Below are 21,713 nucleotides of genomic sequence, written 5' to 3' on the forward strand. Positions count from 1 at the left end.
GAGATCAACCTGATGGGCGTGCAGGCGCTGGGCATGGGGCTCGGCACGCTGATCCGCCGCGCCGGCGTGAAGCCGGACATCGTGACGGGTCACGACTTCCGCAGTTACTCGGCCTCGATCAAGACGGCGCTCGTCTCCGGCCTGCTCGCCGCCGGCTGCACCGTGCACGACATCGGCCTCGCCATCACGCCGATGGCCTATTTCGCCCAGTTCGATCTCGACGTGCCCTGCGTCGCCATGGTGACGGCTTCGCACAACGACAACGGCTGGACCGGCGTGAAGATGGGCATGGCCCGGCCGCTCACCTTCGGGCCCGAGGAGATGACGCGGCTGAAGGAGATCGTGCTCGCCGCCGACTTCGATATTTCCAGCGGCGGCGCGTACCGGTTCGTGGAGGACTTTCCGGAGCGTTACATCGCGGACCTGACGAACCGCACGCCGCTGACGCGCAAGCTCAAGGTCGTCTGCGCCTGCGGCAACGGCACGGCCGGTGCCTTCGCGCCGACGATTCTCGAGAAGATCGGCTGCGACGTGGTGCCGCTCGACACCGAGCTCGACTTCACCTTCCCGCGCTACAATCCGAACCCCGAAGATCTGGAGATGCTGCACGCCATCCGCGACGCGGTGCTGGCGAACGGCGCCGATGTCGGCCTCGGCTTCGACGGCGACGGCGACCGCTGCGGCGTGGTCGACGACAAAGGGGACGAGATCTTCGCCGACAAGATCGGCGTGATGTTGGCGCGTGACATCTCCGCCCTGCACCCGAACGCGCAGTTCGTCGTAGACGTGAAGTCGACGGGCCTGTTCGCCACCGACCCGGTGCTGATCGCGAACGGCGCGAGGACCGAGTACTGGAAGACCGGCCACTCCTACATGAAGCGCCGCACCCACGAGCTCCGCGCGCTGGTCGGCTTCGAGAAGTCGGGCCACTTCTTCTTCAACACGCCGTTCGGCCGCGGCTACGACGACGGCCTCGTCTCGGCGCTCGCCGTCTGCGACATGCTCGACCGCAATCCCGGCAAGATCCTCTCGGCGCTGCGCGACGCGCTGCCGAAGACCTGGTCGTCGCCGACCATGTCGCCCCACTGCGCCGACGAGACGAAGTATTCCGTGGTCGACGCCGTCGTGTCTCACTTCAAGGACGCGCAGGCCAAGGGCGCGCCCGTGGCCGGCCAAAGAATCCGCGACCTCGTCACGGTCAACGGCATCCGTGTCACCGTGGAGGACGGCAGTTGGGGGCTGGTGCGCGCCTCCTCCAACAAGCCCGAGCTGGTCGTGGTGGTGGAGAGCCCGGTGTCCGAGGCGCGGATGCGCGACATGTTCGTCGCGATCGACGGCGTGCTGCGCACCCACCCGGAGGTCGGGGCCTACAACCAGACGATCTGAAGGGCGGCGTTCTGGTCGGACACGGCGGTGCTGCTCGACGGACCGGCGCTCCCGAAGCACGGGCCGCGAAGCCTCGAACGACGTCCTCAGCAGCACCACGAACAGCGGTCAGGCCCGCCGGGCAGTCGCGCTGCCCGCGCCGGCGAGCGCGGCGTCGAGCAGCCTGTCGATCTGCCCATTCGCCTTCAGTCTCTCGATCGCCTGGTTCAAGCGCGCGAGGAGCGCGTGGCGGCTCTTCTCGACGGCGACCCCGAACGGCTTCGGGTCGAACCGCTTGCCGATGTCGATGATCCTGTAGCGCTCCGGATGATCCGCGCGTCGCTGCATGAGGGTGAGATTGATCAGGTCGTTCGACGCCGCGTCCGCCTCGCCCTTGGCGACGGCTTCGAGATTGCCGGCACTCAAGGGCGTCACGACCAGGGTCGCGCCCGGGAGCGAGGGGAGCGCCGCCTGCATCCGGCGGATCGAGACCGAGCCGGCCGTCACCGCGATCCGCTTTCCCGACAAGTCCTCGAAGCGCTCGATCGTGCTGTCCGTGGGCACGAGGATCGCCTCTCCGGTCACGCAATAGGGCGTGGAGAACAGCACCTGCTCCGCACGATCCGGCGTGATGGTGAGCTGAGAGATCACCATGTCCACGACATGGTCCTGCAGGGCCTGGATGCGCCCCGCATCGTGCACCTGATGAAAGTCCACTCGGTCGGGTGCGCCGAAGATGTCCTGCGCGATCGCCCGGGCGAGGTCGGGCTCGAACCCCTCGATCGCACCCGTCCGCGGATCCTCGTAGCCCATGCCGGGAATGTCGAAGGAGACACCCGCGATCAGTCGGCCCCGCGATTCGAACTGGTCCATGCTGCTTCCCATTCTTCGGATTGCGTCGGACTGCGAGCCGCTGCGACCGGCTTTCGCGATCGTGCGTCACCACCGGCGAACGCCGGCGACGCCGAGCTTGATCTGCCAGATCCGCTTGTCGCAGCAGGTGAACAGAACGTCGTGCTCGGGCCCGCCGAAGGTGAAGTTGGCGACGCCGGGGCTGGCGATCTCGCCGATCAGGTCGCCGTCCGGCGTGAACACCTGAACGCCCGTCGCCGACGAGGTGTAGACGCGGCCCTGCACGTCGAGCTTGATGCCGTCCGGCCAGCCGGGGCTGACGACCGCGAACAGGCGCTCGTTGCGCAGGTGCCGCCCGTCGTGGACGTCGTAGGCGCGGACGTGATGCGGGCGATCGACGAAGTAGGTGCCGGGCGCCTGGATGACGCCGGAGTCGGTGATGTAGATCACCGATTCGTCCGGCGAGAACGCAATGCCGTTCGGCTTGTCGAAGCCGTCGGCGACCACCGCGGTCTCGCCCGTGGCGGGATCGTGCCGATACACATAGGCGCCGATCTCCGGTGCCCCCTTGAAGCGCTGAACCTCGCCGTAGTTCGGATCCGTGAACCACACGGTCCGGTCGCTCTTCACCACCACGTCGTTGGGGGAGTTGAAGCGAAGCCCGCACCACCGATCGACCACCGTCTCGACCGCGCGCGTGCGCAGATCCATGCGGCTGATGCGGGCCGGGGCCTCCCGCGTGCCCTGCTCGCAGATCACCAGCGCGCCGTCGCGGTCGAGCGTCATGCCGTTGGCCATGTTCGAGGGATATTGGACGACCTCGAGCGCCTCCGCCCGGAACGGAAACGTGTCGCCACTCAGCTGCAGACGCATGATGGCGATGTTCTTGGGCCCCGGCTCCGGCACCGTGGTGAAGTACAGCGCGTGCTCGGCCGCGACATAGACGGGCCCCTCGTGGGCGTTCGTCTCGATCAGCACATGCCTCTGGGCGTGCGGCCCCAGCACGGCGCGGACGTCGTCGCGATGGATCGTGAAGGCGTCGCCATCGCCCTGCTCGGCGGACTGCTCCATGGCCTTCAGCCGTTCATCGGCGCGGCCGGAGCGAAAGGCCGGCGGCCGGGACGGCGCCGCAGGACCCGCGGGCGCCGCGCGACTCGCGGTGGCGCGGCGGACCGTTGCCAGCCGTAGCGAGGCTCTCTAACGTGCCAGTCAGAACGTGCAAGTCGAACGTCGAGGTCAACGTCGCGGCCTCTGGTCCTGCGGTTGCGCTGCCGAATATCGCAGCGTGACTTTGATACCCGGTTCGGGGAACATACGCCAATTCACAGATTGATGAGAGCGTCCTGTTCGGGAGAGGGGAGCTGCAATGGACTGGCTGATCAGCGACGGCCTGCCCGTGTTGGCGAGAGTCTTCATCGTCTGGATCTTCCCGTTCAGCTTCCTCGACAAGGTCATCAACTGGAGCAGCGCATTGAAGCAGGCCCGATCGGGCATCCTGCCGGGAGGACCGGTCCTCCTGGTCCTCGCGATGATCTGCGAGCTGGTGACGCCGCCCCTGATCGTTCTCGGGATCTACGACGGGATCGCGGCCTTCGTGCTCGCCGGCTACTGCGCCGTCACCGGCCTCGTCTATCACGCGTTCTGGACCTATCCGCGCTTCTGGTCGCCGCAGAGCGAGGGCTACCCGCACATCTGGGACTTCTTCAAGAACTTCGGCCTGGTCGGCGGGCTCATCATGGTGATGTATGCGAGCGGGTTCATCCTCGACGTCGGCCGCATGGTCGGGCGTCTCTCGGGCTGATCCGACGCGACCGTGACCTCCGCCGACGCGCCCATGATGGAACGCTCCGCGCCACCGGCGCCCCGCAGCCGATCGCGTCGACGGTCGCGCCGGCGTGAGCGCGTCACGCCATGACCGTCACGAGACTCGTCAGGATCAGCATCACGGTCGCCGATCCGGCGACGGCCGCCGCCTTCTATCGGGATCGGCTCGGGCTCGCGGTCGGGCCCGCCCAGGCGACGGCCGACCCGGCCTGGAACAGCCTGCTCGGGCTCGCGCCCGGAACCACGGCGCACGCGATCGAGGTCGCGATCGGACGGCAGATCGTCGAGCTCGTCGCCTTCGATCCGCCGGGCGCCCCCTATCCGGCGCAGCGCGCGTCGAACGACCCCTGGTTCCAGCACCTCGCCCTGGTGTGCGGCGACATCGCCGCGGTGTGGGAGCATCTCCGAGGCGGACCGCACGGGACCATCACCGCGGGCGCGCCCGTGCTCCTGCCGCCCAACACCGGGAGCGTGACGGCCTTCAAGTTCCGGGATCCAGAGGGGCATCCGCTCGAGCTGATCTCCTTTCCGGAGGGGGTCGGCGCGCCCGTCTGGCACCGGACGCCCGGGCCGCCCGGCCTTCTCGGGTTCGACCACACCGCGATCTGCGCCGCCGATGTCGATCGCAGCATCGCCTTCTATACAGAGCGTCTCGGTCTCAGGGTCGCTGGCCGCTCGCTGAACCGCGGCCCCGAGCAGGATCGCCTCGACGGCTTGACCGACTGCGCCGTGGACGTGGTGGCGCTCGCGCCCGCCACGGACCCCACGCCCCATGTGGAGCTGCTGCATTACCGGTCCCCCCGTGGCCGCGTCCCGGCCGAGGACATACGGGCGACCGACGTCGCCTCGGTCCGCCAGGTTCATGCGGTCGACGATCTCGACGCCTTGGTGCGGCAATTGCATCGGCACGGCGTGCGGTTCGTGTCTCCGGGCGTGGTGACCTTCACGAGCGGCCGGAGAGCCGCCGCCATCCGCGACCCGGACGGCCATGTGATCATCCTGGCCGCAGCGGACCGAACAGAGAGCGGAAGCGCGATCGACCGATGATAGCGACGATCCTCAACGCGATGCTTCCGATCGTCGTCACGCTGGTGCTCGGCATGGTGGCGGCGTGGCACCAGGACTTCGACGCGAACGGGGCGCGCGTCCTCAATCGGATGGTGATGATCTACGCGCTGCCGCTCGTGCTGTTCACCGGCATCCTGTCGACGCCGCGATCTCAGCTCGTCGGCCATACGGCGCTGACCGCGGTGTTGGTGATCGCGCTGATCGCCAGCTACATGATTCCGTTCCTGGTCGCGCGCTACGTGGTGCGTCGCGATCTGATGAGCGCGGCCCTGCAGGCGCTCGCCATCGGGTGCCCGAACATCGGCTTCGTCGGGCTGCCGGTGCTGGGTTATCTGTTCGGCCCGTCCGTCGCCTCGATCTCGGTCGCGGTCAGCTCCCTGGTCCTGGTGGTGTTCCACATCCCGGTCACCATGATGCTGCTGACCGCGGGCGCGGCGCAGCGCGGCGACGCGAGCGGCCCGCCCACCGGCATCCCGGCGCAGATCGCCGCTGCGCTGAAGGAGCCGATGGTGTGGGGGCCGCTCCTCGGCTTCGCCATGGTGCTGCTGGAGATTCCGCTTCCGACGCCGCTGATGAAGTCGTTCGACCTGTTGGGGGCCGCCACCGCCGGCGTCGCACTGTTCTCGTCCGGCATCACGCTGTACAGCCAGCGTGTGATGTTCAATCTGCCGATCGCCGTTTCGACGCTGTCGCGCAATCTCCTGATTCCGGCGATCGTCTGGGCCGTGGTCGTGCCTTTGGGCGTGATCTCGAACGATCAGATGAAGGAGGCCGTGATCGCGCTCGCCATCCCGAGCGCCGTCGTCTGCGTGATCCTCGCCGTGCAGTTCAGGGCGGCGGAGCGCGAGATCGCCTCGACCATCTTCTGGAGCACCATCCTGTCGCTGCCGACGGTGGGCCTGTTCATCTGGCTGCTCGGCGCATGAGCGGCCCGCGCCCACGAGCCGCCGCCTCGCCCGCGCGACCAGGGCCGGAGTCACGGGACTGTCACGGGCAGGCGCCACACTGGCGAGCGGGTGCACCGCCGTGATCCCGGCCGCGGGGAGCGCGTCGGGGCCGGGATCGGGGCCGAGACCGAGGCCTCCGAGACGGTGCGTAAAGCCGCCCCGTAGCTCGCGAATCCGTTACTTTACTACCCCTGTCGGGCATGGTCGGCTGCCCCGAGCCGCAACCCCGATGCTTCGCACCACAACGGGCGCCAGAGCGCCGTTCTCACGACACGGACGGATTCCGTCGCCGAACGCGACACCGACTCTGAACACGACACCGACTCCGCGGTGACCGGGACTCTTTCCCGGCCCCCGGACCTTCGATCACGACGAGACGAGCGCGCCACGCGCGGCTCCTTTCACAATGGAGGACCAATGGATGATCTGTCGCGCCGGACGGTGTTGGCCATGAGCGCAGTCGGCGGTGCCGTCGTCGCGTCCAGCAGTGCGGGAGCCGCATCGTTCGGCAATCCCGACCAGCCGGCACAAGGCGCGATCAACTCGACCCCGACGGCGACCTCCACACCGGGACCGCACAATCCGACGCTCGCCGCGCAGTTGCCGTCGTTCCAGAGCCCGCCCCCGACCGACGTCGGCACCATGCCGATGCTGTGGTCGTCCTTCAACATCATGCCGAAGCGCATCCAGGCGGGTGGCTGGGGCCGCCAGGTCACGATCACCGAGTTTCCGGCCTCCAAGGACGTGTCCGGCGTCGACATGCGGCTCGGTCCGGGCGGCATTCGCGAGCTGCACTGGCACCTCGCCAACGAGTGGGGCATCGTCACCAGCGGCCGTTGCCGCGTCACGCTGCTCGACCAGCAGGGCCGCGCCACCGTCCAGGACGTCGGGGTGGGCGACCTGTGGTTCTTCCCCGCCGGCTGTCCGCACGCCCTGCAGGGCATCGGCCCGGAGGGATGCGAGTTCCTGCTCGTCTTCGACGACGCCCACCAGTCGGAGTTCAGCACCCTGCTGCTGACCGACTGGATCGCCCATACGCCGCCCGAGATCCTGGCGCAGAACTTCGGCGTGCCGGTCGACACGTTCAAGAACATCCCGCTGCACGATCTGTGGATCTTCCAGGGTAAGGAGGCCGGGCCGCTCGCCGCCGCACAGGCGTCGGTGGCGTCGGGCGGGACGCCGCCGGAACCCTTCACGTTCTCGCTCACCGGAACCAAGCCGGTGAAGCAGAACGCGGGCGGCACGATTCATCTCGCCGACAGCCGAACCTTCAAGGCGTCGAAGACCATCACGGCCGCCTTGGAGACCTTCAAGCCGGGCGCGTTGCGGCGCATGCACTGGCATCCCAACGCGGACGAATGGCAATACTGGATCAAGGGCAAGGGCCGGATGACCGTGTTCGACGCCGGCCCGCGGGCCCGCACCTTCGACTTCCAGCCGGGCGACGTCGGCGTCGTGCCGAGGAACCAGGGGCACTACATCCAGAACACCGGAACCGAAGATCTCCAGGTGCTGATCATCTTCAAGGCACCGGAGTATCAGGAGGTCGACCTGTCGAACTGGCTGACCCACACGCCGCCGGATCTGGTCGCGCAGCATCTCAACATCGATCCTGCCGTCCTGGCGCGTTTCCCGAAGGACCAGGTCGGCATCCAGCCGGCTTGATCCGCGGCCTCGGCCGTGTCACGACGACGTGGTGAGATAGGAGACCGGATTGGACCTCGACCCCGTACTTTTGTCGCGCATCCAGTTCGCTTTCGTCGTCACGTTCCACATCATTTTCCCGTCCTACACGATCGGGCTCGCGGCCTGGCTCGCGACGCTCGAGGGGATGGCGCTCGCCACCGGCAAGCCCGTCTACCGGCGGGTGTTCGACTTCTGGCTGCGGGTCTTCGCCGTGTCGTTCGGCATGGGCGTCGTATCCGGCATCGTGATGGCCTTCCAGTTCGGGACGAACTGGAGCGCGATGGCGGAGAAGATGGGGCCGATCCAGGGGCCGCTGCTCGCCTACGAGTCGTTCACGGCGTTCCTCCTGGAGGCGAGCTTCCTCGGCGTCATGCTGCTCGGTCGCGCCAGGGTGCCGCCGGCCCTCTATCTGTTCGCCTGCTGCATGGTGGCGCTCGGAACGATGGCATCGTCGTTCTGGATCATGTGCAACAACAGCTGGATGCAGGTGCCGCTCGGCCACACCATCGTCGACGGCAAGGTGATCCCGACCGATTGGTGGACCATCACCACGGGCCCGGTGGTGCGCTGGCGCTGGCCACACATGCTGCTCGGGGCGTTTCTGACCACCGCCATGACCGTGATCGCGACCGGCGCCTGGTACATGCTGCGCGGCACCCATCGCGACGAGGCGCGGGTCATGCTGCACTGGGGGCTGGCGCTCGCCGCCGTCCTCGTCCCGGTCCAGATTGCGGTCGGGCACTTCACCGGCGACGTCGTGCACACCTATCAGCCGGCCAAGTTCGCCGCCATCGAGGCGCGCTGGCAGACGCAGCAGCCGGCCTCCGAGGTGATCATCACGATTCCGGACGAGAAGGCCGAGCGCAACCTGTTCGCCCTGGAGGTGCCGCGGCTCGGCAGCTTCATCGCCTCGGGCACCTGGGATTCACGCGAGGTCGGCCTCGACAGCTTTCCGAAGGAGGATCGGCCGCCGGTGCTGATCCCGTTCTTCGGATTCCGCATCATGGTCGGCATGGGGCTGGTCATGCTGGCGGTGTCCTGGCTCGGCCTGACGCTGCGCTGGCGCGGCACGCTGGAGAGGACCCGCTGGTTCCTGTGGGCGGCGTTCCTGTCGTTTCCGACCGGCTTCGTCGCCGTGATCGCCGGCTGGTACACGGCCGAGGTCGGCCGCCAGCCGTGGATCGTCTACGGCCTGCTGCGCACCCGCGACGGGGTGACGCCGTCGCTGACGACCGAGAGCGTGCTGATGTCGCTCGCCGTCTACGTGACCGTCTACCTGATCGTCTTCGGATTCGGCGCGCACTACATCTACCGGCTGCTGCGCGACGGGCCGATATCCGGCGATCCCACACCGCGCGCCGCTGCCGGCAGCCGGCCGATGGCGTTCGCCGGCTCGGCGGCGAGCGCCACGGGCGGCGACGTGCAGGCCCGCGAGTGACCGCCATGGAGCCCTCTTCGCTCGTCCTGTTCTTCGTCGGCGTCGTCGCCGTCTCGGTCCTGATCTACGTGATCCTCGACGGCGCCGATCTCGGCGTCGGGATTCTCTTCGGCACCACCCGGGACGAGCACGAGCGGGACCAGATGATCGCCGCGATCGCACCATTCTGGGACGGCAACGAGACGTGGCTGATCGTCGTCGGCACGGTGCTGTTCGCGGCCTTTCCGGCCGTCTACGCCGTGTTCCTATCGGCGTTCTACCTGCCCGTCGTGCTCCTCCTGGTCGGCCTGATCTTCCGCGGCGTCGCCTTCGAGTTCCGCTCGCGCAGCAAGCGGCTGCGGCCGCTGTGGGACCGCGGGTTCTGGCTCGGCTCCACGGTCGTGGCCTTCGTGCAGGGCGCCGCGGTCGGCGCGATGATCCAGGGAATCCCGGTCAGCGGCGGCCAGTATGCCGGTGGCGCCTTCGCCTGGCTCGCGCCGTTCCCGGTGCTGTGCGGCGTCGGCCTCGCGATCGGTTATGCCTTGCTCGGTGCATCGTGGCTGGTCCTCAAGAGCGAGGGCGGGCTGCGCGAGCGGGCGTACCGGCTGATCCCGTGGCTGGCCGGCGCCATGGTGGTCGTGCTGGCGATCGCGACGGGAGCGACGCTCGTCGTCGCCGAGCGCGTCGCCAGCCATCTGGCGGGGCGGACCTGGGGGCTCGTCTTTCCGCTCGTCGGCGTCCTCGCGGTCGCCGGCATCGTGCTCGGCGCGCGCCGGCGGCGCGACGGCTGGCCGTTCGCCATGACGTCGCTGTTCTTCCTGATGGCGTTCCTCACCCTCGCGGTCCTGTTCTGGCCCTACATGATTCCCTATGCCCTCACGGTCGCCGACACGGCCGCGCCGGAGCCCTCGCTCGACTTCCTGTTCTGGGGCACGATCATCATCCTGCCGGTGATCTTCGCCTACACGATCGCCGTGTACTGGATCTTCCGTGGCAAGCTGCAGCGGGGCTACCCGTGAGCGACTCGACGCCGTCCGCCGGGACCGCCGAGGCGCAGCGGCTGCACGAGGCCGACTCCGGCGCCGCGCCCTGGCGACGCTGGGGCACCTATGTCAGCGACCGCCAGTGGGGCACCGTCCGCGAGGACTACAGCGCCGACGGCGACGCCTGGGCGTATCTCAGCCACGACGCGGCGCGCAGCCGGGCCTACCGCTGGGGCGAGGACGCACTCGGCGGCTGGTGCGACTCCGAACAACGCCTCTGCCTCGGGATCGCCTTGTGGAACGGCGCCGACCCGATCCTGAAGGAGCGCCTGTTCGGCCTGACCAACGCCGAGGGCAACCACGGCGAGGACGTCAAGGAGATCTACTATTACCTGGACGCGACGCCGACCCATTCCTGGGCGCGCATGCTCTACAAGTACCCGCAGGCGGCGTTCCCCTACGCGGCGCTGGTCGCCGAGAACCGGCGACGCGGCAAGCAGGACCCGGAGTTCGAGCTGATCGACACCGGCGTGTTCGACCACGACTGCTACTTCGACGTCGAGATCACCTACGCCAAGGCCGGTGTCGACGACGTGCTCATGCACATCACCGTGACCAATCGCGGCCCGGAGCCGGCCCGGCTGCACGTGCTGCCGCAGATCTGGTTCCGCAACACCTGGAGCTGGGTCGCCGGTTCCCCGAAGCCGTCGCTCGACGCCGTGGGTCACGATGCGGTCCGGGTCGTCCACCCGACGCTCGGCGTCTTCACGCTCCACTACGAGGCGCCCCAGGCGCTGCTGTTCTGCGAGAACGAGACCAACGGACCGAAGCTGTTCGGGTTCGGCGACCCGCACGGGCATTACAAGGACGCCTTCCACGCCGCGATCGTGGACGGCGACGCCGACGCCGTGAACCCCGGCCGGACCGGCACCAAGGCGGCCGGTCTCCATATCCTCGCGCTCGCGCCGGGGGCCAGCGCCACGGTGCGGGCGCGCCTGACCCGCGGCGAGCGCGATCCGGCCGCCTTCGCCGATTTCGACACGATCATGCAGCAGCGGGCCGCCGAGGCCGACGCGTTCTATGCCGGCCTGCAGCGGACCATCGGCGACGAGGACGCTCGCCGCGTCCATCGGCAGGCGCTGGCCGGCCTCCTGTGGTCGAAGCAGTATTACGGCTGGGATGTGCCGCAGTGGCTCGCCGGCGATCCCGCCGAGCCGGCGCCGCCGCGGGCCCGCCGGCACGGGCGCAACTGCGACTGGGGCCACTTCAACGCGGCCGACGTGATCTCGATGCCGGACAAGTGGGAGTACCCCTGGTTCGCGGCGTGGGACTGGGCGTTCCATCTGACGACGCTGGCGCTCGTCGATCCGCACACCGCCAAGCAGCAGCTCGTGCTGCTGTGCCGGCCTTGGTTCATGCATCCGAACGGCCAGCTTCCCGCCTACGAATGGAACTTCGGCGACGTCAATCCACCCGTTCATGCCTGGGCGGCGTGGCGCATCTACGACACCGAGAAGACGCGCACCGGCACCGGCGACCGCGGCTTCCTGGAACGGGTGTTCATCAAGCTGCTGCTCAACTTCACCTGGTGGGTCAACCGCAAGGACCCGAGCGGCCGCAACGTCTTCCAGGGCGGCTTCCTCGGCCTCGACAATATCGGCGTGTTCGACCGCTCCAAGCCCCTGCCGGTGGACGGCACGCTCACCCAGTCGGACGGCACCTCCTGGATGGCGATGTTCTGCCTGGACATGTTGCGCATCGCGCTCGAGCTCGCGCAGGAGGACGGCGCCTACCAGGACATCGCCACCAAGTTCTTCGAGCATTTCATGCTGATCGGCGGCGCCATGACCAACCTGGGCGGCGAGGGGCTCGGCCTGTGGGACGACGAGGACGAGTTCTATTACGATTGGCTGATCACCGGCGCGGGCGAGAAGATCCCGGTTCGGCTGCGCTCGATGGTCGGCCTGATCCCGCTGTTCGCCGTCGCCGTCATCGACGAGACGACACTCGCGCGCGTGCCGCGATTCACCCGTCGCATGGAGTGGTTCCTGAAGCACCGGCCCGAGATCGCCGCCCTGGTGTCGTTCCCGGACGAGCCGGGCGCCGAAGGCCACCGGCTGCTGGCGATCGCCCGCGCGTTCCGCATGAAGCGCGTGCTGGCCCGCATGCTGGACGAGAGCGAGTTCCTCTCCGATTTCGGGGTGCGGGCGATCTCGCGCGTCTATCGCGACCAGCCCTATGAATTCGTCCGCGGCGACTACCGCGCCGAGGTGCGCTACATGCCGGCCGAATCGGACAGCGAGCTGTTCGGCGGCAACTCGAACTGGCGCGGCCCGATCTGGATGCCGGTGAACTACCTGATGATCGAAAGCCTCGCCAAGTTCGGGAGCTTCTACGGCGACGACTTCAAGATCGAATGCCCGACCGGCTCCGGCGTGATGCTCTCGCTGCGCGAGATCGCCGACGAGCTGCGGCGCCGGCTGCTGCGCATCTTCCTGCGCGACGCACAGGGCCGGCGGCCGGTGTTCGGGGCGTGCGAGACCCTGCAGACGAACCCGCATTTCCGTGATCACATCTGGTTCCACGAGTATTTCGACGGCGACACCGGCCGCGGCGTCGGCGCCTCGCACCAGACCGGCTGGAGCGCGCTCGTCGCCAACTTGCTCGAGGAGCTGCACGGCAAGTAGCCTCGAGCGACCGACCAAGCCGCGAGCCCACAGGCCCGTGCGCACGGGCCCGAGACGCGGACCGCGGCGCTCGGGCCCGATCAGGTCCCATCACCGACGACACCGCGAGGAACCGACCCGATGTCACCCGTGACCCCGCCCTTCAACACCGACCTGCCGAACTACGCGACGTGCCCGAAGCTCCTGGTCGGCCAGACGGCGCTGGTCACCGGCGCCAACTCCGGCATCGGCGAGGCCGTCGCGATCGCCATGGCGCGCGCCGGCGCCGATGTGGTCGTCAACTACGTGGCGGGCGAGGCCGACACGGTCGTCAAGGCGATCGAGGCGGAGGGGCGCAAGGGCCTGGCCATCAAGGCCGACGTCTCCAAGGAGGACGAGGTCGAGGCGATGTTCGCGCAGGCGATCGCCGCGTTCGGCACGCTCGACATCCTCGTCGCCAATGCCGGGCTGCAACGCGACGCAGCCCTCACCACCATGACTCTCGCGCAATGGAACACGGTGATCGACGTCAACCTCACCGGCCAGTTCCTGTGCGCGCGCGCCGCCGCCCGCGAGTTCCTGCGCCGCGGCGTGCGCAAGGAGGTGTCGGTCGCGGCCGGCAAGATCATCTGCATGGGCTCGGTGCACGAGGTGATCCCGTGGGCCGGCCACGTCAACTACGCCTCGTCCAAGGGCGGCATCCAGATGATGATGAAGAGCCTGGCCCAGGAGCTGGCGCCGCACCGCATCCGGGTGGTGGCGATCGGGCCGGGCGCCATCCGCACGCCGATCAACACCAGCGCCTGGAGCACGCCCGAGGCCTATGCGGACCTGATGTCGCTGGTGCCCTATCGGCGGATCGGCGAGCCGCAGGACATCGGCAACGTCGCGGTGTTTCTCGCCTCCGACATGGCCGACTACATCAACGGCATCACGCTGTATGTCGACGGCGGCATGACCTGCTACCCTGGCTTCGCCACCGGCGGCTGAGAGCCCCGCCCCGACGCGTCGCACCCGTTCCGGCGTCGCGCCGCGCCGCCATCGAGGAGATCACGAGATGCAGGACCGCTACGACGTCATCGTGGTCGGCAGCGGGGCCGGCGGCGGCGCCGCGGCCTACGCGCTTGTCCAGGCCGGCAAGCGCGTGCTGATGCTGGAGAAGGGCGGCCGCCTGCCGCGCGACGGGATGACCCTCTCGACCATGGTGGTCTTCCGGGAGGGCCGGTTCTCCAACACGACCGAATGGCAGGACGGCCACGGCAAGCCGTTCGTGCCGACCGGCGAGCATTACAATCTCGGCGGCAAGACGAAGTGGTACGGCGCCGCGCTCCTGCGCTTCTCGGCGCACGAGTTCGAGCCGGATCCCGCCTTCCACTGCCTCGGCTGGCCGTTCGGGCTCTCCGAGATCGAGCCGTACTACGACGAAGCCGAGCGCATGCTGCACGTCAACCGGTTCGCCAACGAGCCGGAGCTGCAGTCGGTGATCGACAGGATCGTGAAGGACGATCCGGCCTGGTGTCCGGAGCCGCTGCCGCTCGGGCTGAAGCCCGAGATCGTGAACGATCCGCAGGAGGCCAAGCATTTCGACGGCTACGCCTCGGTCGCCGGCTACAAGGGCGATTCCGAGCTGTGCTTCATTCTGCCGATCGAGACGGCGCCGAACTTCCGCCTGATCCTCGACAAGGAGGTGACGGGCTTCCTGCACGCGAACGATCGTCCCGACGTCGTCGAAGGGGTGGTCTGCAGCGACGGCAGCTATTTCTTCGGCGACACCGTCGTGCTCGCCTGCGGCGCGATGTCGTCGCCCCGCCTGCTGCAGGACTATTTCAGCGTCACCGGCCTCGACCGGACGCTGCCCTGCGCCGGAACGATCGGACGAAACTTCCGCATGCACCTCAACAGTGCGTTGATCGTCTTCTCGCCGTTCCGCGACCACGACGTGCTGCGCAAGACGGCGATCTTCTTCAACGACACCCACCCGCACTCGACCGTGCAGTGTCTCGGCTGGCTCGACGGCCAGCTCCTCGCGACCCAGCTGCCGGCGGCGACGCCGCAGTTCTTCAGCGACATGATCGGGACGCGGGCGCTCGGCTTCTTCGTCACCACCGAGGACGGATCGAGCCGCGACAACCGTGTCCTGTCGAACCGCGGCCACCGTCCGGTTCTCGACTACGAGTTCGACCGCATCGCGCCGTCGCGCGACGAGCACGAAGCCTGCATCCGGGATTTCGAGCGGGCGCTGCGGCATGCCGGCTTCGTCGGCACCAGCCGCTGGACCGGCCTCGCCGGCACGTCGCACGCGGTCGGCACGCTGGTGACCGGCGCCGATCCGGCAGCGAGCGTCGTCGATCCCGACGGCCGGGTGCACGGCATGACCGGGCTATATGTCGGCGACGGCAGCGTCCTGCCGCGCACCAGCCGGGTCAATCCGTCGCTGACCATCTATGCCTGGGGACTGCGGCTCGGCCGGCATCTCGCCGCCGGCTGACCGGCGCCGTCGCAGCCGTCGGCGAACAGCCCGGCTCCCGGCCCGCCGTCAGACGCCGTAGTACCGGCGGAACCAGTCGACGAAGCGCGCCACCCCGTCGGCGATCGGGGTGTCAGGGCGGAAGCCGACCGCCGCCATCAGGTCGTCGACGTCGGCGCAGGTCTCCAGCACGTCGCCGGGCTGCATCGGCAGAAGCTCGATGATCGCCTTCCGTCCGAGCCCCTCCTCGATCAGACGGACCACGGTCGGCACCTCCACCGGGCTGTGATTGCCGATGTTGGCGGGGTCGCCGCGCGGCTCGTGAAGTCGCTCCTCATGTCGCCGCCACCGCCCAGATGTTTGCGAGCTGTTGGGTTCGTTCTGCCAACTCGCACGCTTTGTTTTATACTTCCGAAGGCCCGCAATCCAAGCGCGTATAATGCCTTTCGAGGAGGACGCCGGCTACTGAACCCACCACACCAACGCCAGGGCGAATTTGCGCAATACACAATCGCGAACTCGCAAGACGTCACACCGACATGCACGAGGGCGCAGCTTTCTGTCGACGGCCTCTGTCGGTGTCTTCTCAACCAACAAGCAGATCCTGGAACGGCTGCGCTGTACTGCGTCCGAACTTCTTGTCCGAGTTCCGCAGGGGTCGCGCGAGCCGAGCTCATTCCAAGACGACCAGGGCGCCAACTCGGCCAGGGCGTCATCTCGACCAGGGCGTCATCTCGACCAGAGGGTCTCGCACGACCGACGATCCTGTCGACCATGTTCGTCGTGTCGACCGGCTCGATGAGCCGGAAAGCGATCCCGACGGCCTTTTCACGACATGCTGCGACGTCATGTGCGGGTGGGATTGTTCGACCTTCGCGAGGCGTGCCGGCACCGCTCGACAGCGACACACCATTGGTGAAGAAGTTGCTGGCGCCGCGAGAACGCACGTTGTTCGTATCGCGCTACGCGTTCCAGGTCGGCGAGCAGCCCGTCGATGTCGGACCTTCCGACCGCCGTGCACGCCTTCGCCAAACGGTCGAAGAGAACCGACTTCGCATCTCGGGTGCGGAACACGTTGAAGATTGAACGCGTGAACGTCTCGGCGAGACCATAGGACAAGCCGCCGGGGAGATCCTCGACGGGAAGATCGGGGTAGTCCTGGAGGAGATAGGACGTCCATCGGCGGACGTCCGGATCATCGTAGTGTTGCACCATTCGCTCCGCCGCCAACCCGTGTCGAAGGGCGTTCGAGCGGCTCCGCAGCTTCCCGGACGCGGTGCGGGGGCCGGTGCTGCGCGCTGCATTCCGCCTGTTGGCAGTCTCCCGGTTCGCCGTCATGCGGGGTCCTTCGTGGTCGGAGACGCATGACATTCACGCGACAGGTCCATCGGCGGCGCGTCCAGGAGCTCGGTTGAATCGAGACTCTCGGGGGCATCGAGAGCCTCGGATGGATCGAGGAAATTGGTCGAATGAGGGGCCTCCAACGCGTCCAACGCCCCAGATACGCCGAGGTCGCCGGGCAAATCGACAGGAGGATGCGGCTCGGGATCGGGAGTGGTCAGGCGCTCGTCGCTGATCCGGCAAAGGGCCTCTGCATGCTCCCGCAGGAGGCACAACGATGCCAGCATTCCGGCACGCCGCCGTTCGGCGTTGGTGCTGAGGCGCTCCAACTTTTCGAGTTCGCCACAACGGCGGACGAAAGCTTGAGCCGCGAGCATGTCGGACTTGAGACCCGCCTCTTCGATCAGTTCCAGGACGCGCTGCGGATGGCGCCGAAACACCTCCGCCGACAACAGAAAGTCCTGTCCCTTGCGGGCGATCGTCCTCGGCGTTCCGAGGCCCGGCTTCGCGGAAAGGTCGCTCACCAGCTCGGCGACGGCGATGTTGAGGACGTCGATCCTCAATCTCCGATATTGATTGATCTCCCAGGTCAGGTCGACATAGTCCTTCACGACGATCCACTCGTGGACATAGGTCGGCTTCAAGGTGTCGATCGTCAGGGCGAGAATATACGCGTAATCGGCGAGCCGTTCGGAGGGAAGGACCGGCCCTCCGGAGAACAGCGGCCGGAACTTGTCCGGGATGCAGTCCAAACAGTCATACGAGAACAGCTCTTTGCACGTGTCGTTCCGCATCGCGACTCCTCGCGTTCAGAAGTGGCATCTCGAAGCGGCCTCGCATACGCGATGCTCGAAAGTGCCTCAACGTCCAAATGTCGACTTGTCCCCAGTGTTTCCGAGATCATTTTTTGCTCGGACAGAGTCGTCGTGATCAGAATTCGCGCCCGACCGAACGGTCACGACGCGCGACTCCGACGATGCAGAACATCACGACCAACCAGCACACGCAAACGCCCTTGCTCAGCAGTACTGTCGCCTGGGCATCGGCCCGCTTTGGAGTCGATGCAGCGAGCCTTTCGTGGACTTCCGAACTGCTGACAGCTATTTCGCCTTTCCGTTCAGGCTCCGAACAGCCGACAGCAGCTCCGATATTGCCTGTTCGGCAGTGGCCAGCTTGGCGGACGCGACCAAGTCCGGGCGACCCGCCAACGCCAGGAATGCATTGAGGACCTCGTCCGAATTTCGGGCGAGCGCGACCAGATGCTTGCCGCACGGCCCGTAGCGCCCGGAAAACCAGTTTTTTGCGGTCCGTTCATCGGCGCCGGTCCAGCCCGCAGCTGTTTTCGCCCCGGCACGGGTGGAATCGAGGGCCCGGTGCAGTGCCGCCGCGATCTCGGCCGCGTAATTCATGCCGTCGGGAGGCTCTCTTCCACTGGGGGTCCCGTCTTTCCCCGGAAAGTACTTTCCCTTCTTCGGAAACGACATTCCACCCTCCTCGGGGATAAAAAGCCCGAGGAAGAGTGAGCCAGTGCCGTGCAACAGTGCTGCGGGAAAACCGCATGAGGATGTCGCGGTGAGGAGACAAGGATCGGCCATTCGTCGAACCGAGGACCACGACGCGAGCGTCACGATACCCGCTGTCGCCTATGTCCGCATGTCGACCGATCACCAGAAATACTCGACGGAAAACCAACTGGATGTGATCCGTCGGTACGCTTCGGCGCGAGGACTCGAAATCCTCCGTGTCTTCGAAGACTCCGGCCGGAGCGGGCTACGGCTCGACGGCCGTGAGGCCCTTCAAAGACTGATGGCGGAAGTTCACTCCGGCAACGCCGACTTCTCCGCCATCCTGGTCTACGACGTCAGCAGGTGGGGCCGATACCAAGATGCCGACGAAGGCGCCTACCACGAGCACGTCTGCTCCCGGGCCGGAATTCGTGTCCATTATTGTGGCGAGCAATTCGAAAACGACGGATCGATCGGTTCCAACCTGCTGAAAACGGTGAAGCGGGTGATGGCCGGCGAGTACAGCCGCGAGCTGTCAGTCAAGGTATTTGCCGGACAATGCCGTCTCGTCGAACTCGGTTTTCGCCAAGGAGGCGCGCCCGGCTACGGACTGCGCCGAGTTCTTGTGGACGAGCATCGAAACGCCAAGGGAGAACTCGCCAGGGGCGAACGCAAGAGCTTGCAAACCGATCGGGTCGTCCTCGTGCCGGGACCAGCGCACGAAGTCGATGTGGTCCGCCGGATGTACCGGATGTTCGTCGACGACGGGCGCCCGGAGCGAGAAATCGCTGCAGCCCTCAATTTTGAGGGAGTGCTTTCCGACCTCGGGCGTCCTTGGACGCGTGCCTCGGTGCATCAGGTGCTCACGAACGAGAAGTACATTGGCAACAACGTTTTCAACAAGGTCTCTTTCAAGCTGAAACAGCGGCGAGTCGTGAACCCACGCGAGATGTGGGTCCGCGCGGAAAGCGCTTACCCCTCCATTGTCGACCGAGCTCTGTTCGACAGAGCCCGCGCAATCGTGGACGCGCTCGCAGCATTTTTCGGACGAGGAACTCCTGGCCCTCCTCCGCTCGCTGCTGGAGCAACAAGGTGTGCTCTCGGGTCTCACGATCGATGAGCGCGAGGAGATGCCGTCGTCGAGCGTCTATCGCCACCGCTTCGGAAGCCTGCTGCGTGCCTACGAGCTCATCGGCTACGAGCCCGACCGCGACTATCGTTACATCGGGATCAACCGAGAGCTCCGTCGGTCTCATCCGAAATTCGTCGCCGAGATCATCACCGGCGTCGAACGTGCGGGCGGCAGCGCGATCCGGGACCCGATCACCGATCTGTTGTCGATCAACGGCGAGTTCACCGTCTCGGTCGTGATTGCAAGGGCGTTCGCAGCGGCAAATGGCTCGCTGCGCTGGCGTATCCGCCTGGATACGGGACTCGTGCCCGATATTTCGATTGCGATCCGGATGGACGAGCTGAACGAGGGGCCGCTCTACTATTACGTGCTTCCGAGTATCGACATGGCAGCGTCCCGCCTGAGGTTGTCCGAATACAATGGGCTCTCGCTCGATGCGTACCGGTTCGACAACCTCGACTTCTTTTTCGCGATGTGCGCCAGGGTCAAATTCGCCGAGGCCGCGTGATGATCAAAGATGCTACACGGGTTGATCGAAAACAGGTTGCGTTCATCCCGACGGATCGAATCCGGATCCTGAATCCCCGTGCTCGAAACAGACGGAATTTCGAGGAGATTGTCGAGAACATCGCCCGGATCGGCCTGAAGCGCCCGATAACGGTGAGCAAGCATGCAGACACCGAGCCTGCCGAATACGACCTCGTCTGCGGCCAGGGGAGACTCGAAGCATTCATCGAGCTCGGGCAAACCGTCATCCCGGCGATTGTCATCGATGCCGACGAGAGCGACTGTCTGGTGATGAGCCTCGTCGAAAACTGCGCTCGCCGGCAGCACCGGGCAATCGATCTCCTTCAGGAGGTCGGAGCGTTGCGGACGCGCGGTTACGACGACCGTCAGATCGCAGCCAAGATCGGCGTCAGCCCGGAATACGTGAATATGATTGCCGGTCTTCTCGAAAGAGGTGAGGAGCGGCTCGTCGCCGCCGTGGAGACGGGTCTCATTCCGCTGAGCCTCGCCATCGAGATCGCCCGCAGCGACGACGAGGGAGCGCAGCGAGCGCTGACGCAGGCGTACACGGAAAAGAAGCTCCGCGGGAAGAAGCTCGTTGCAGTTCGCCGCCTTCTGCATCAAAGGCAGAACCGCGGACGACATGTCTCCGAAAGCCCGTTCGGCCGCCGCGACGGATCACGACGCCCGCTCACGAGCGAGGCCCTCGTACGGGTTTATCGACGAGAGGCGGACCGCCAGAAACTGATGGTCAAAAAGGCGGAGGTCACGCACAACCGCCTCCTGTTCGTTGTCGAAGCGCTACGATCGCTCCGCGCCGACGAGAACTTCGTCACGTTGCTGCGTGCGGAAGGCTTGGAGTCCATGCCTGCATACCTGGAAAAGCAGCTGGATAGGAGAACCGGATCATGAAGCGCGAGACACGCCGATCGGAGGCGGTCACCCACGCGTTCGAGGACGATTGCGTTCTCCTACCGATCGCGTCGATCCTGCCGGTACGCCAGCTGCGCAGAACCGTGAAGTCGAGCCACAAGTACCGGCAGATCGCCGCCTCCATTCGCGAGGTCGGACTCGTCGAGCCCCCTGTGGTCGCGCGGGATCCCAAATTATCCGGCGCCTTTCTCTTGCTCGATGGGCATCTCAGGATCGAGATCCTCAAGGACATGGGCCTGACCGACGTGGAGTGCCTGGTGTCCACGGATGACGAGGCATTCACTTACAACAAGCGCATAAGCCGGCTTGCGCCCGTACAGGAGCACAAGATGATCCGCCGCGCGATCGAGCGCGGCGTCCCGGAGGAGAAAGTGGCCAAAGCGCTCGACATCAATGTCAACAGCGTGCAACGGAAGGTCCGCATGCTGGACGGCATATGCGAGGAGGTGGTCGCGCTGCTCAAAGACAAGCCTTGTCCAATGGCGGCGTTCGAGGTCCTTCGCAAAATGAAACCGCTACGGCAGATCGAGGCTGCCGAACTCCTGATCAATGCCAACAACTACTCGGTCAGTTACGTCTCTGCGATTCTGGCCGGAACCCCGCAAGCGCAACTCGTGGACGCAGAGAAGCCGAAGCGGCTGAAGGGAATGACGCCGGAAGCCATGGCGCGGTTGGAGCACGAACTCGGTCGTCTCCAGGAGGCGATCACATCGATCCAGGATTCCTACGGCAAGGACCATCTACATCTGACCGTTGTCAAAGGCTATCTCGCCAGGCTGCTCGGGAACGGGCGAATCGTTCGCTATCTGATGCAGCATCGGCCCGAATACATGACCGAGTTCCAGACCATCGCCGAAATGACGTCGACGGTACCGTCCGAAGCGGCATAGCGACACCAACCATTGAGGGCTCGCACCCGTTAAGCGCGCGGACTGCGGAAAAGCCGTTCGGCTGGGCAAATCGAGCGCGGCGGTCCCCCACAGGCTGCACGGCTGCGGTTATCGTGGTGAGCCTCGTCAT

20 protein-coding genes are annotated in these 21,713 nt (G+C 66.5%); 14 read left to right on the forward strand and 6 right to left on the reverse strand.

The window, feature by feature from the left end; all coding sequences use genetic code 11:
* Positions 1-1,386: phosphomannomutase/phosphoglucomutase (locus CCR97_RS31170; protein ID WP_201160231.1), on the forward strand; the 1,386-nt coding region annotated here is incomplete at its 5' end.
* Positions 1,387-1,494: 108 nt separating this feature from the next.
* Here CCR97_RS31170 and CCR97_RS31175 read toward each other — a convergent pair.
* Positions 1,495-2,238, reverse strand: a complete 744-nt coding sequence (locus CCR97_RS31175) for a transporter substrate-binding domain-containing protein (RefSeq protein ID WP_170145700.1) — start codon at positions 2,236-2,238, stop codon at positions 1,495-1,497.
* A gap of 66 nt (positions 2,239-2,304) precedes the next feature.
* Positions 2,305-3,288 carry an SMP-30/gluconolactonase/LRE family protein gene (locus tag CCR97_RS31180; RefSeq protein WP_111355742.1) on the reverse strand — a complete coding sequence of 328 codons (984 nt, stop codon included), beginning with the start codon at positions 3,286-3,288 and terminating at the stop codon, positions 2,305-2,307.
* 295 nt (positions 3,289-3,583) lie between these two features.
* Here CCR97_RS31180 and CCR97_RS31185 point away from each other — a divergent pair, with 295 nt between their 5' ends.
* The 9 genes from CCR97_RS31185 to CCR97_RS31225 all read left to right on the forward strand — a co-directional run bounded on the left by CCR97_RS31185 (position 3,584) and on the right by CCR97_RS31225 (position 15,296).
* Positions 3,584-4,018, forward strand: a complete 435-nt coding sequence (locus tag CCR97_RS31185; RefSeq protein WP_111355743.1) for a DoxX family protein — start codon at positions 3,584-3,586, stop codon at positions 4,016-4,018.
* Between the two features lie 110 nt (positions 4,019-4,128).
* A complete protein-coding gene (locus CCR97_RS31190) occupies positions 4,129-5,088 on the forward strand; it encodes a VOC family protein (protein WP_111355744.1) in 960 nt (319 codons plus the stop codon).
* On the forward strand, positions 5,085-6,035 hold the full coding sequence (locus tag CCR97_RS31195; protein ID WP_111355745.1) for an AEC family transporter: 951 nt from the start codon (positions 5,085-5,087) through the stop codon (positions 6,033-6,035). The genes CCR97_RS31190 and CCR97_RS31195 overlap by 4 nt, the downstream gene beginning before the upstream one ends.
* 438 nt (positions 6,036-6,473) lie before the next feature.
* Positions 6,474-7,721: a cupin domain-containing protein gene (locus CCR97_RS31200; protein ID WP_111355746.1), complete on the forward strand. Its 1,248-nt coding sequence runs from the start codon at positions 6,474-6,476 to the stop codon at positions 7,719-7,721.
* A 49-nt stretch (positions 7,722-7,770) separates the two neighbouring features.
* Entirely contained in the window at positions 7,771-9,180 is a 1,410-nt protein-coding gene (locus CCR97_RS31205) for a cytochrome ubiquinol oxidase subunit I (protein WP_111355747.1), read from the forward strand.
* Between the two features lie 5 nt (positions 9,181-9,185).
* The gene (gene cydB / locus CCR97_RS31210; protein WP_111355748.1) at positions 9,186-10,178 is read left to right on the forward strand and encodes a cytochrome d ubiquinol oxidase subunit II; all 993 of its coding nucleotides are present in this window, start codon (positions 9,186-9,188) and stop codon (positions 10,176-10,178) included.
* Positions 10,175-12,829, forward strand: coding sequence for an MGH1-like glycoside hydrolase domain-containing protein (locus CCR97_RS31215; RefSeq protein ID WP_201160232.1), 2,655 nt, complete (start codon positions 10,175-10,177; stop codon positions 12,827-12,829). Before cydB ends, CCR97_RS31215 begins: the two co-directional genes overlap by 4 nt.
* A gap of 120 nt (positions 12,830-12,949) precedes the next feature.
* Positions 12,950-13,798, forward strand: a complete 849-nt coding sequence (locus tag CCR97_RS31220; RefSeq protein WP_111355749.1) for an SDR family oxidoreductase — start codon at positions 12,950-12,952, stop codon at positions 13,796-13,798.
* Between the two features lie 67 nt (positions 13,799-13,865).
* Positions 13,866-15,296 (forward strand): GMC oxidoreductase, encoded by a 1,431-nt coding sequence (locus CCR97_RS31225; RefSeq protein WP_111355750.1) that lies wholly within the window; start codon positions 13,866-13,868, stop codon positions 15,294-15,296.
* A 48-nt stretch (positions 15,297-15,344) separates the two neighbouring features.
* Here CCR97_RS31225 and CCR97_RS31230 read toward each other — a convergent pair whose 3' ends face one another.
* From CCR97_RS31230 to CCR97_RS31245, 4 genes are all read right to left on the reverse strand, one after another.
* The gene (locus CCR97_RS31230) at positions 15,345-15,539 is read right to left on the reverse strand and encodes a hypothetical protein (protein ID WP_201160233.1); all 195 of its coding nucleotides are present in this window, start codon (positions 15,537-15,539) and stop codon (positions 15,345-15,347) included.
* 582 nt (positions 15,540-16,121) lie between these two features.
* Positions 16,122-16,490 (reverse strand): hypothetical protein, encoded by a 369-nt coding sequence (locus tag CCR97_RS31235; RefSeq protein ID WP_111355751.1) that lies wholly within the window; start codon positions 16,488-16,490, stop codon positions 16,122-16,124.
* A 119-nt stretch (positions 16,491-16,609) separates the two neighbouring features.
* Entirely contained in the window at positions 16,610-17,410 is an 801-nt protein-coding gene (locus CCR97_RS31240) for a hypothetical protein (protein WP_111355752.1), read from the reverse strand.
* 306 nt (positions 17,411-17,716) lie between these two features.
* A complete protein-coding gene (locus tag CCR97_RS31245) occupies positions 17,717-18,100 on the reverse strand; it encodes a hypothetical protein (protein ID WP_111355764.1) in 384 nt (127 codons plus the stop codon).
* 169 nt (positions 18,101-18,269) lie between these two features.
* Between CCR97_RS31245 and CCR97_RS31250 the strand changes: the two genes are divergently transcribed.
* From CCR97_RS31250 to CCR97_RS31260, 4 genes are read left to right on the forward strand one after another with little or no spacing between them, the layout of a single operon-like run.
* Complete coding sequence (locus CCR97_RS31250) at positions 18,270-19,241, forward strand: recombinase family protein (RefSeq protein WP_338049169.1); 972 nt, start codon at positions 18,270-18,272, stop codon at positions 19,239-19,241.
* Positions 19,216-19,761: a hypothetical protein gene (locus CCR97_RS32465; RefSeq protein WP_338049170.1), complete on the forward strand. Its 546-nt coding sequence runs from the start codon at positions 19,216-19,218 to the stop codon at positions 19,759-19,761. The genes CCR97_RS31250 and CCR97_RS32465 overlap by 26 nt, the downstream gene beginning before the upstream one ends.
* Complete coding sequence (locus CCR97_RS31255; protein WP_111355753.1) at positions 19,761-20,672, forward strand: plasmid partitioning protein RepB C-terminal domain-containing protein; 912 nt, start codon at positions 19,761-19,763, stop codon at positions 20,670-20,672. Before CCR97_RS32465 ends, CCR97_RS31255 begins: the two co-directional genes overlap by 1 nt.
* Complete coding sequence (locus CCR97_RS31260) at positions 20,669-21,583, forward strand: plasmid partitioning protein RepB C-terminal domain-containing protein (RefSeq protein WP_111355754.1); 915 nt, start codon at positions 20,669-20,671, stop codon at positions 21,581-21,583. Before CCR97_RS31255 ends, CCR97_RS31260 begins: the two co-directional genes overlap by 4 nt.
* Positions 21,584-21,713 lie beyond the last annotated feature (130 nt).

It is taken from the genome of Rhodoplanes elegans, assembly GCF_016653355.1.
In the GTDB taxonomy this organism is placed as follows: Bacteria; Pseudomonadota; Alphaproteobacteria; order Rhizobiales; family Xanthobacteraceae; genus Rhodoplanes; species Rhodoplanes elegans.

Coding starts and splice junctions, on each gene's coding strand:
- CCR97_RS31175 (WP_170145700.1), bottom strand. CDS start 2,238: ATGGACCAGTTCGAATCGCGGGGCCGACTGATCGCGGGTGTCTCCTTC.
- CCR97_RS31180 (WP_111355742.1), bottom strand. CDS start 3,288: ATGGAGCAGTCCGCCGAGCAGGGCGATGGCGACGCCTTCACGATCCAT.
- CCR97_RS31185 (WP_111355743.1), top strand. CDS start 3,584: ATGGACTGGCTGATCAGCGACGGCCTGCCCGTGTTGGCGAGAGTCTTC.
- CCR97_RS31190 (WP_111355744.1), top strand. CDS start 4,129: ATGACCGTCACGAGACTCGTCAGGATCAGCATCACGGTCGCCGATCCG.
- CCR97_RS31195 (WP_111355745.1), top strand. CDS start 5,085: ATGATAGCGACGATCCTCAACGCGATGCTTCCGATCGTCGTCACGCTG.
- CCR97_RS31200 (WP_111355746.1), top strand. CDS start 6,474: ATGGATGATCTGTCGCGCCGGACGGTGTTGGCCATGAGCGCAGTCGGC.
- cydB (WP_111355748.1), top strand. CDS start 9,186: ATGGAGCCCTCTTCGCTCGTCCTGTTCTTCGTCGGCGTCGTCGCCGTC.
- CCR97_RS31220 (WP_111355749.1), top strand. CDS start 12,950: ATGTCACCCGTGACCCCGCCCTTCAACACCGACCTGCCGAACTACGCG.
- CCR97_RS31225 (WP_111355750.1), top strand. CDS start 13,866: ATGCAGGACCGCTACGACGTCATCGTGGTCGGCAGCGGGGCCGGCGGC.
- CCR97_RS31235 (WP_111355751.1), bottom strand. CDS start 16,490: ATGGTGCAACACTACGATGATCCGGACGTCCGCCGATGGACGTCCTAT.
- CCR97_RS31240 (WP_111355752.1), bottom strand. CDS start 17,410: ATGCGGAACGACACGTGCAAAGAGCTGTTCTCGTATGACTGTTTGGAC.
- CCR97_RS31245 (WP_111355764.1), bottom strand. CDS start 18,100: ATGTCGTTTCCGAAGAAGGGAAAGTACTTTCCGGGGAAAGACGGGACC.
- CCR97_RS31250 (WP_338049169.1), top strand. CDS start 18,270: ATGTCGACCGATCACCAGAAATACTCGACGGAAAACCAACTGGATGTG.
- CCR97_RS31255 (WP_111355753.1), top strand. CDS start 19,761: ATGATCAAAGATGCTACACGGGTTGATCGAAAACAGGTTGCGTTCATC.
- CCR97_RS31260 (WP_111355754.1), top strand. CDS start 20,669: ATGAAGCGCGAGACACGCCGATCGGAGGCGGTCACCCACGCGTTCGAG.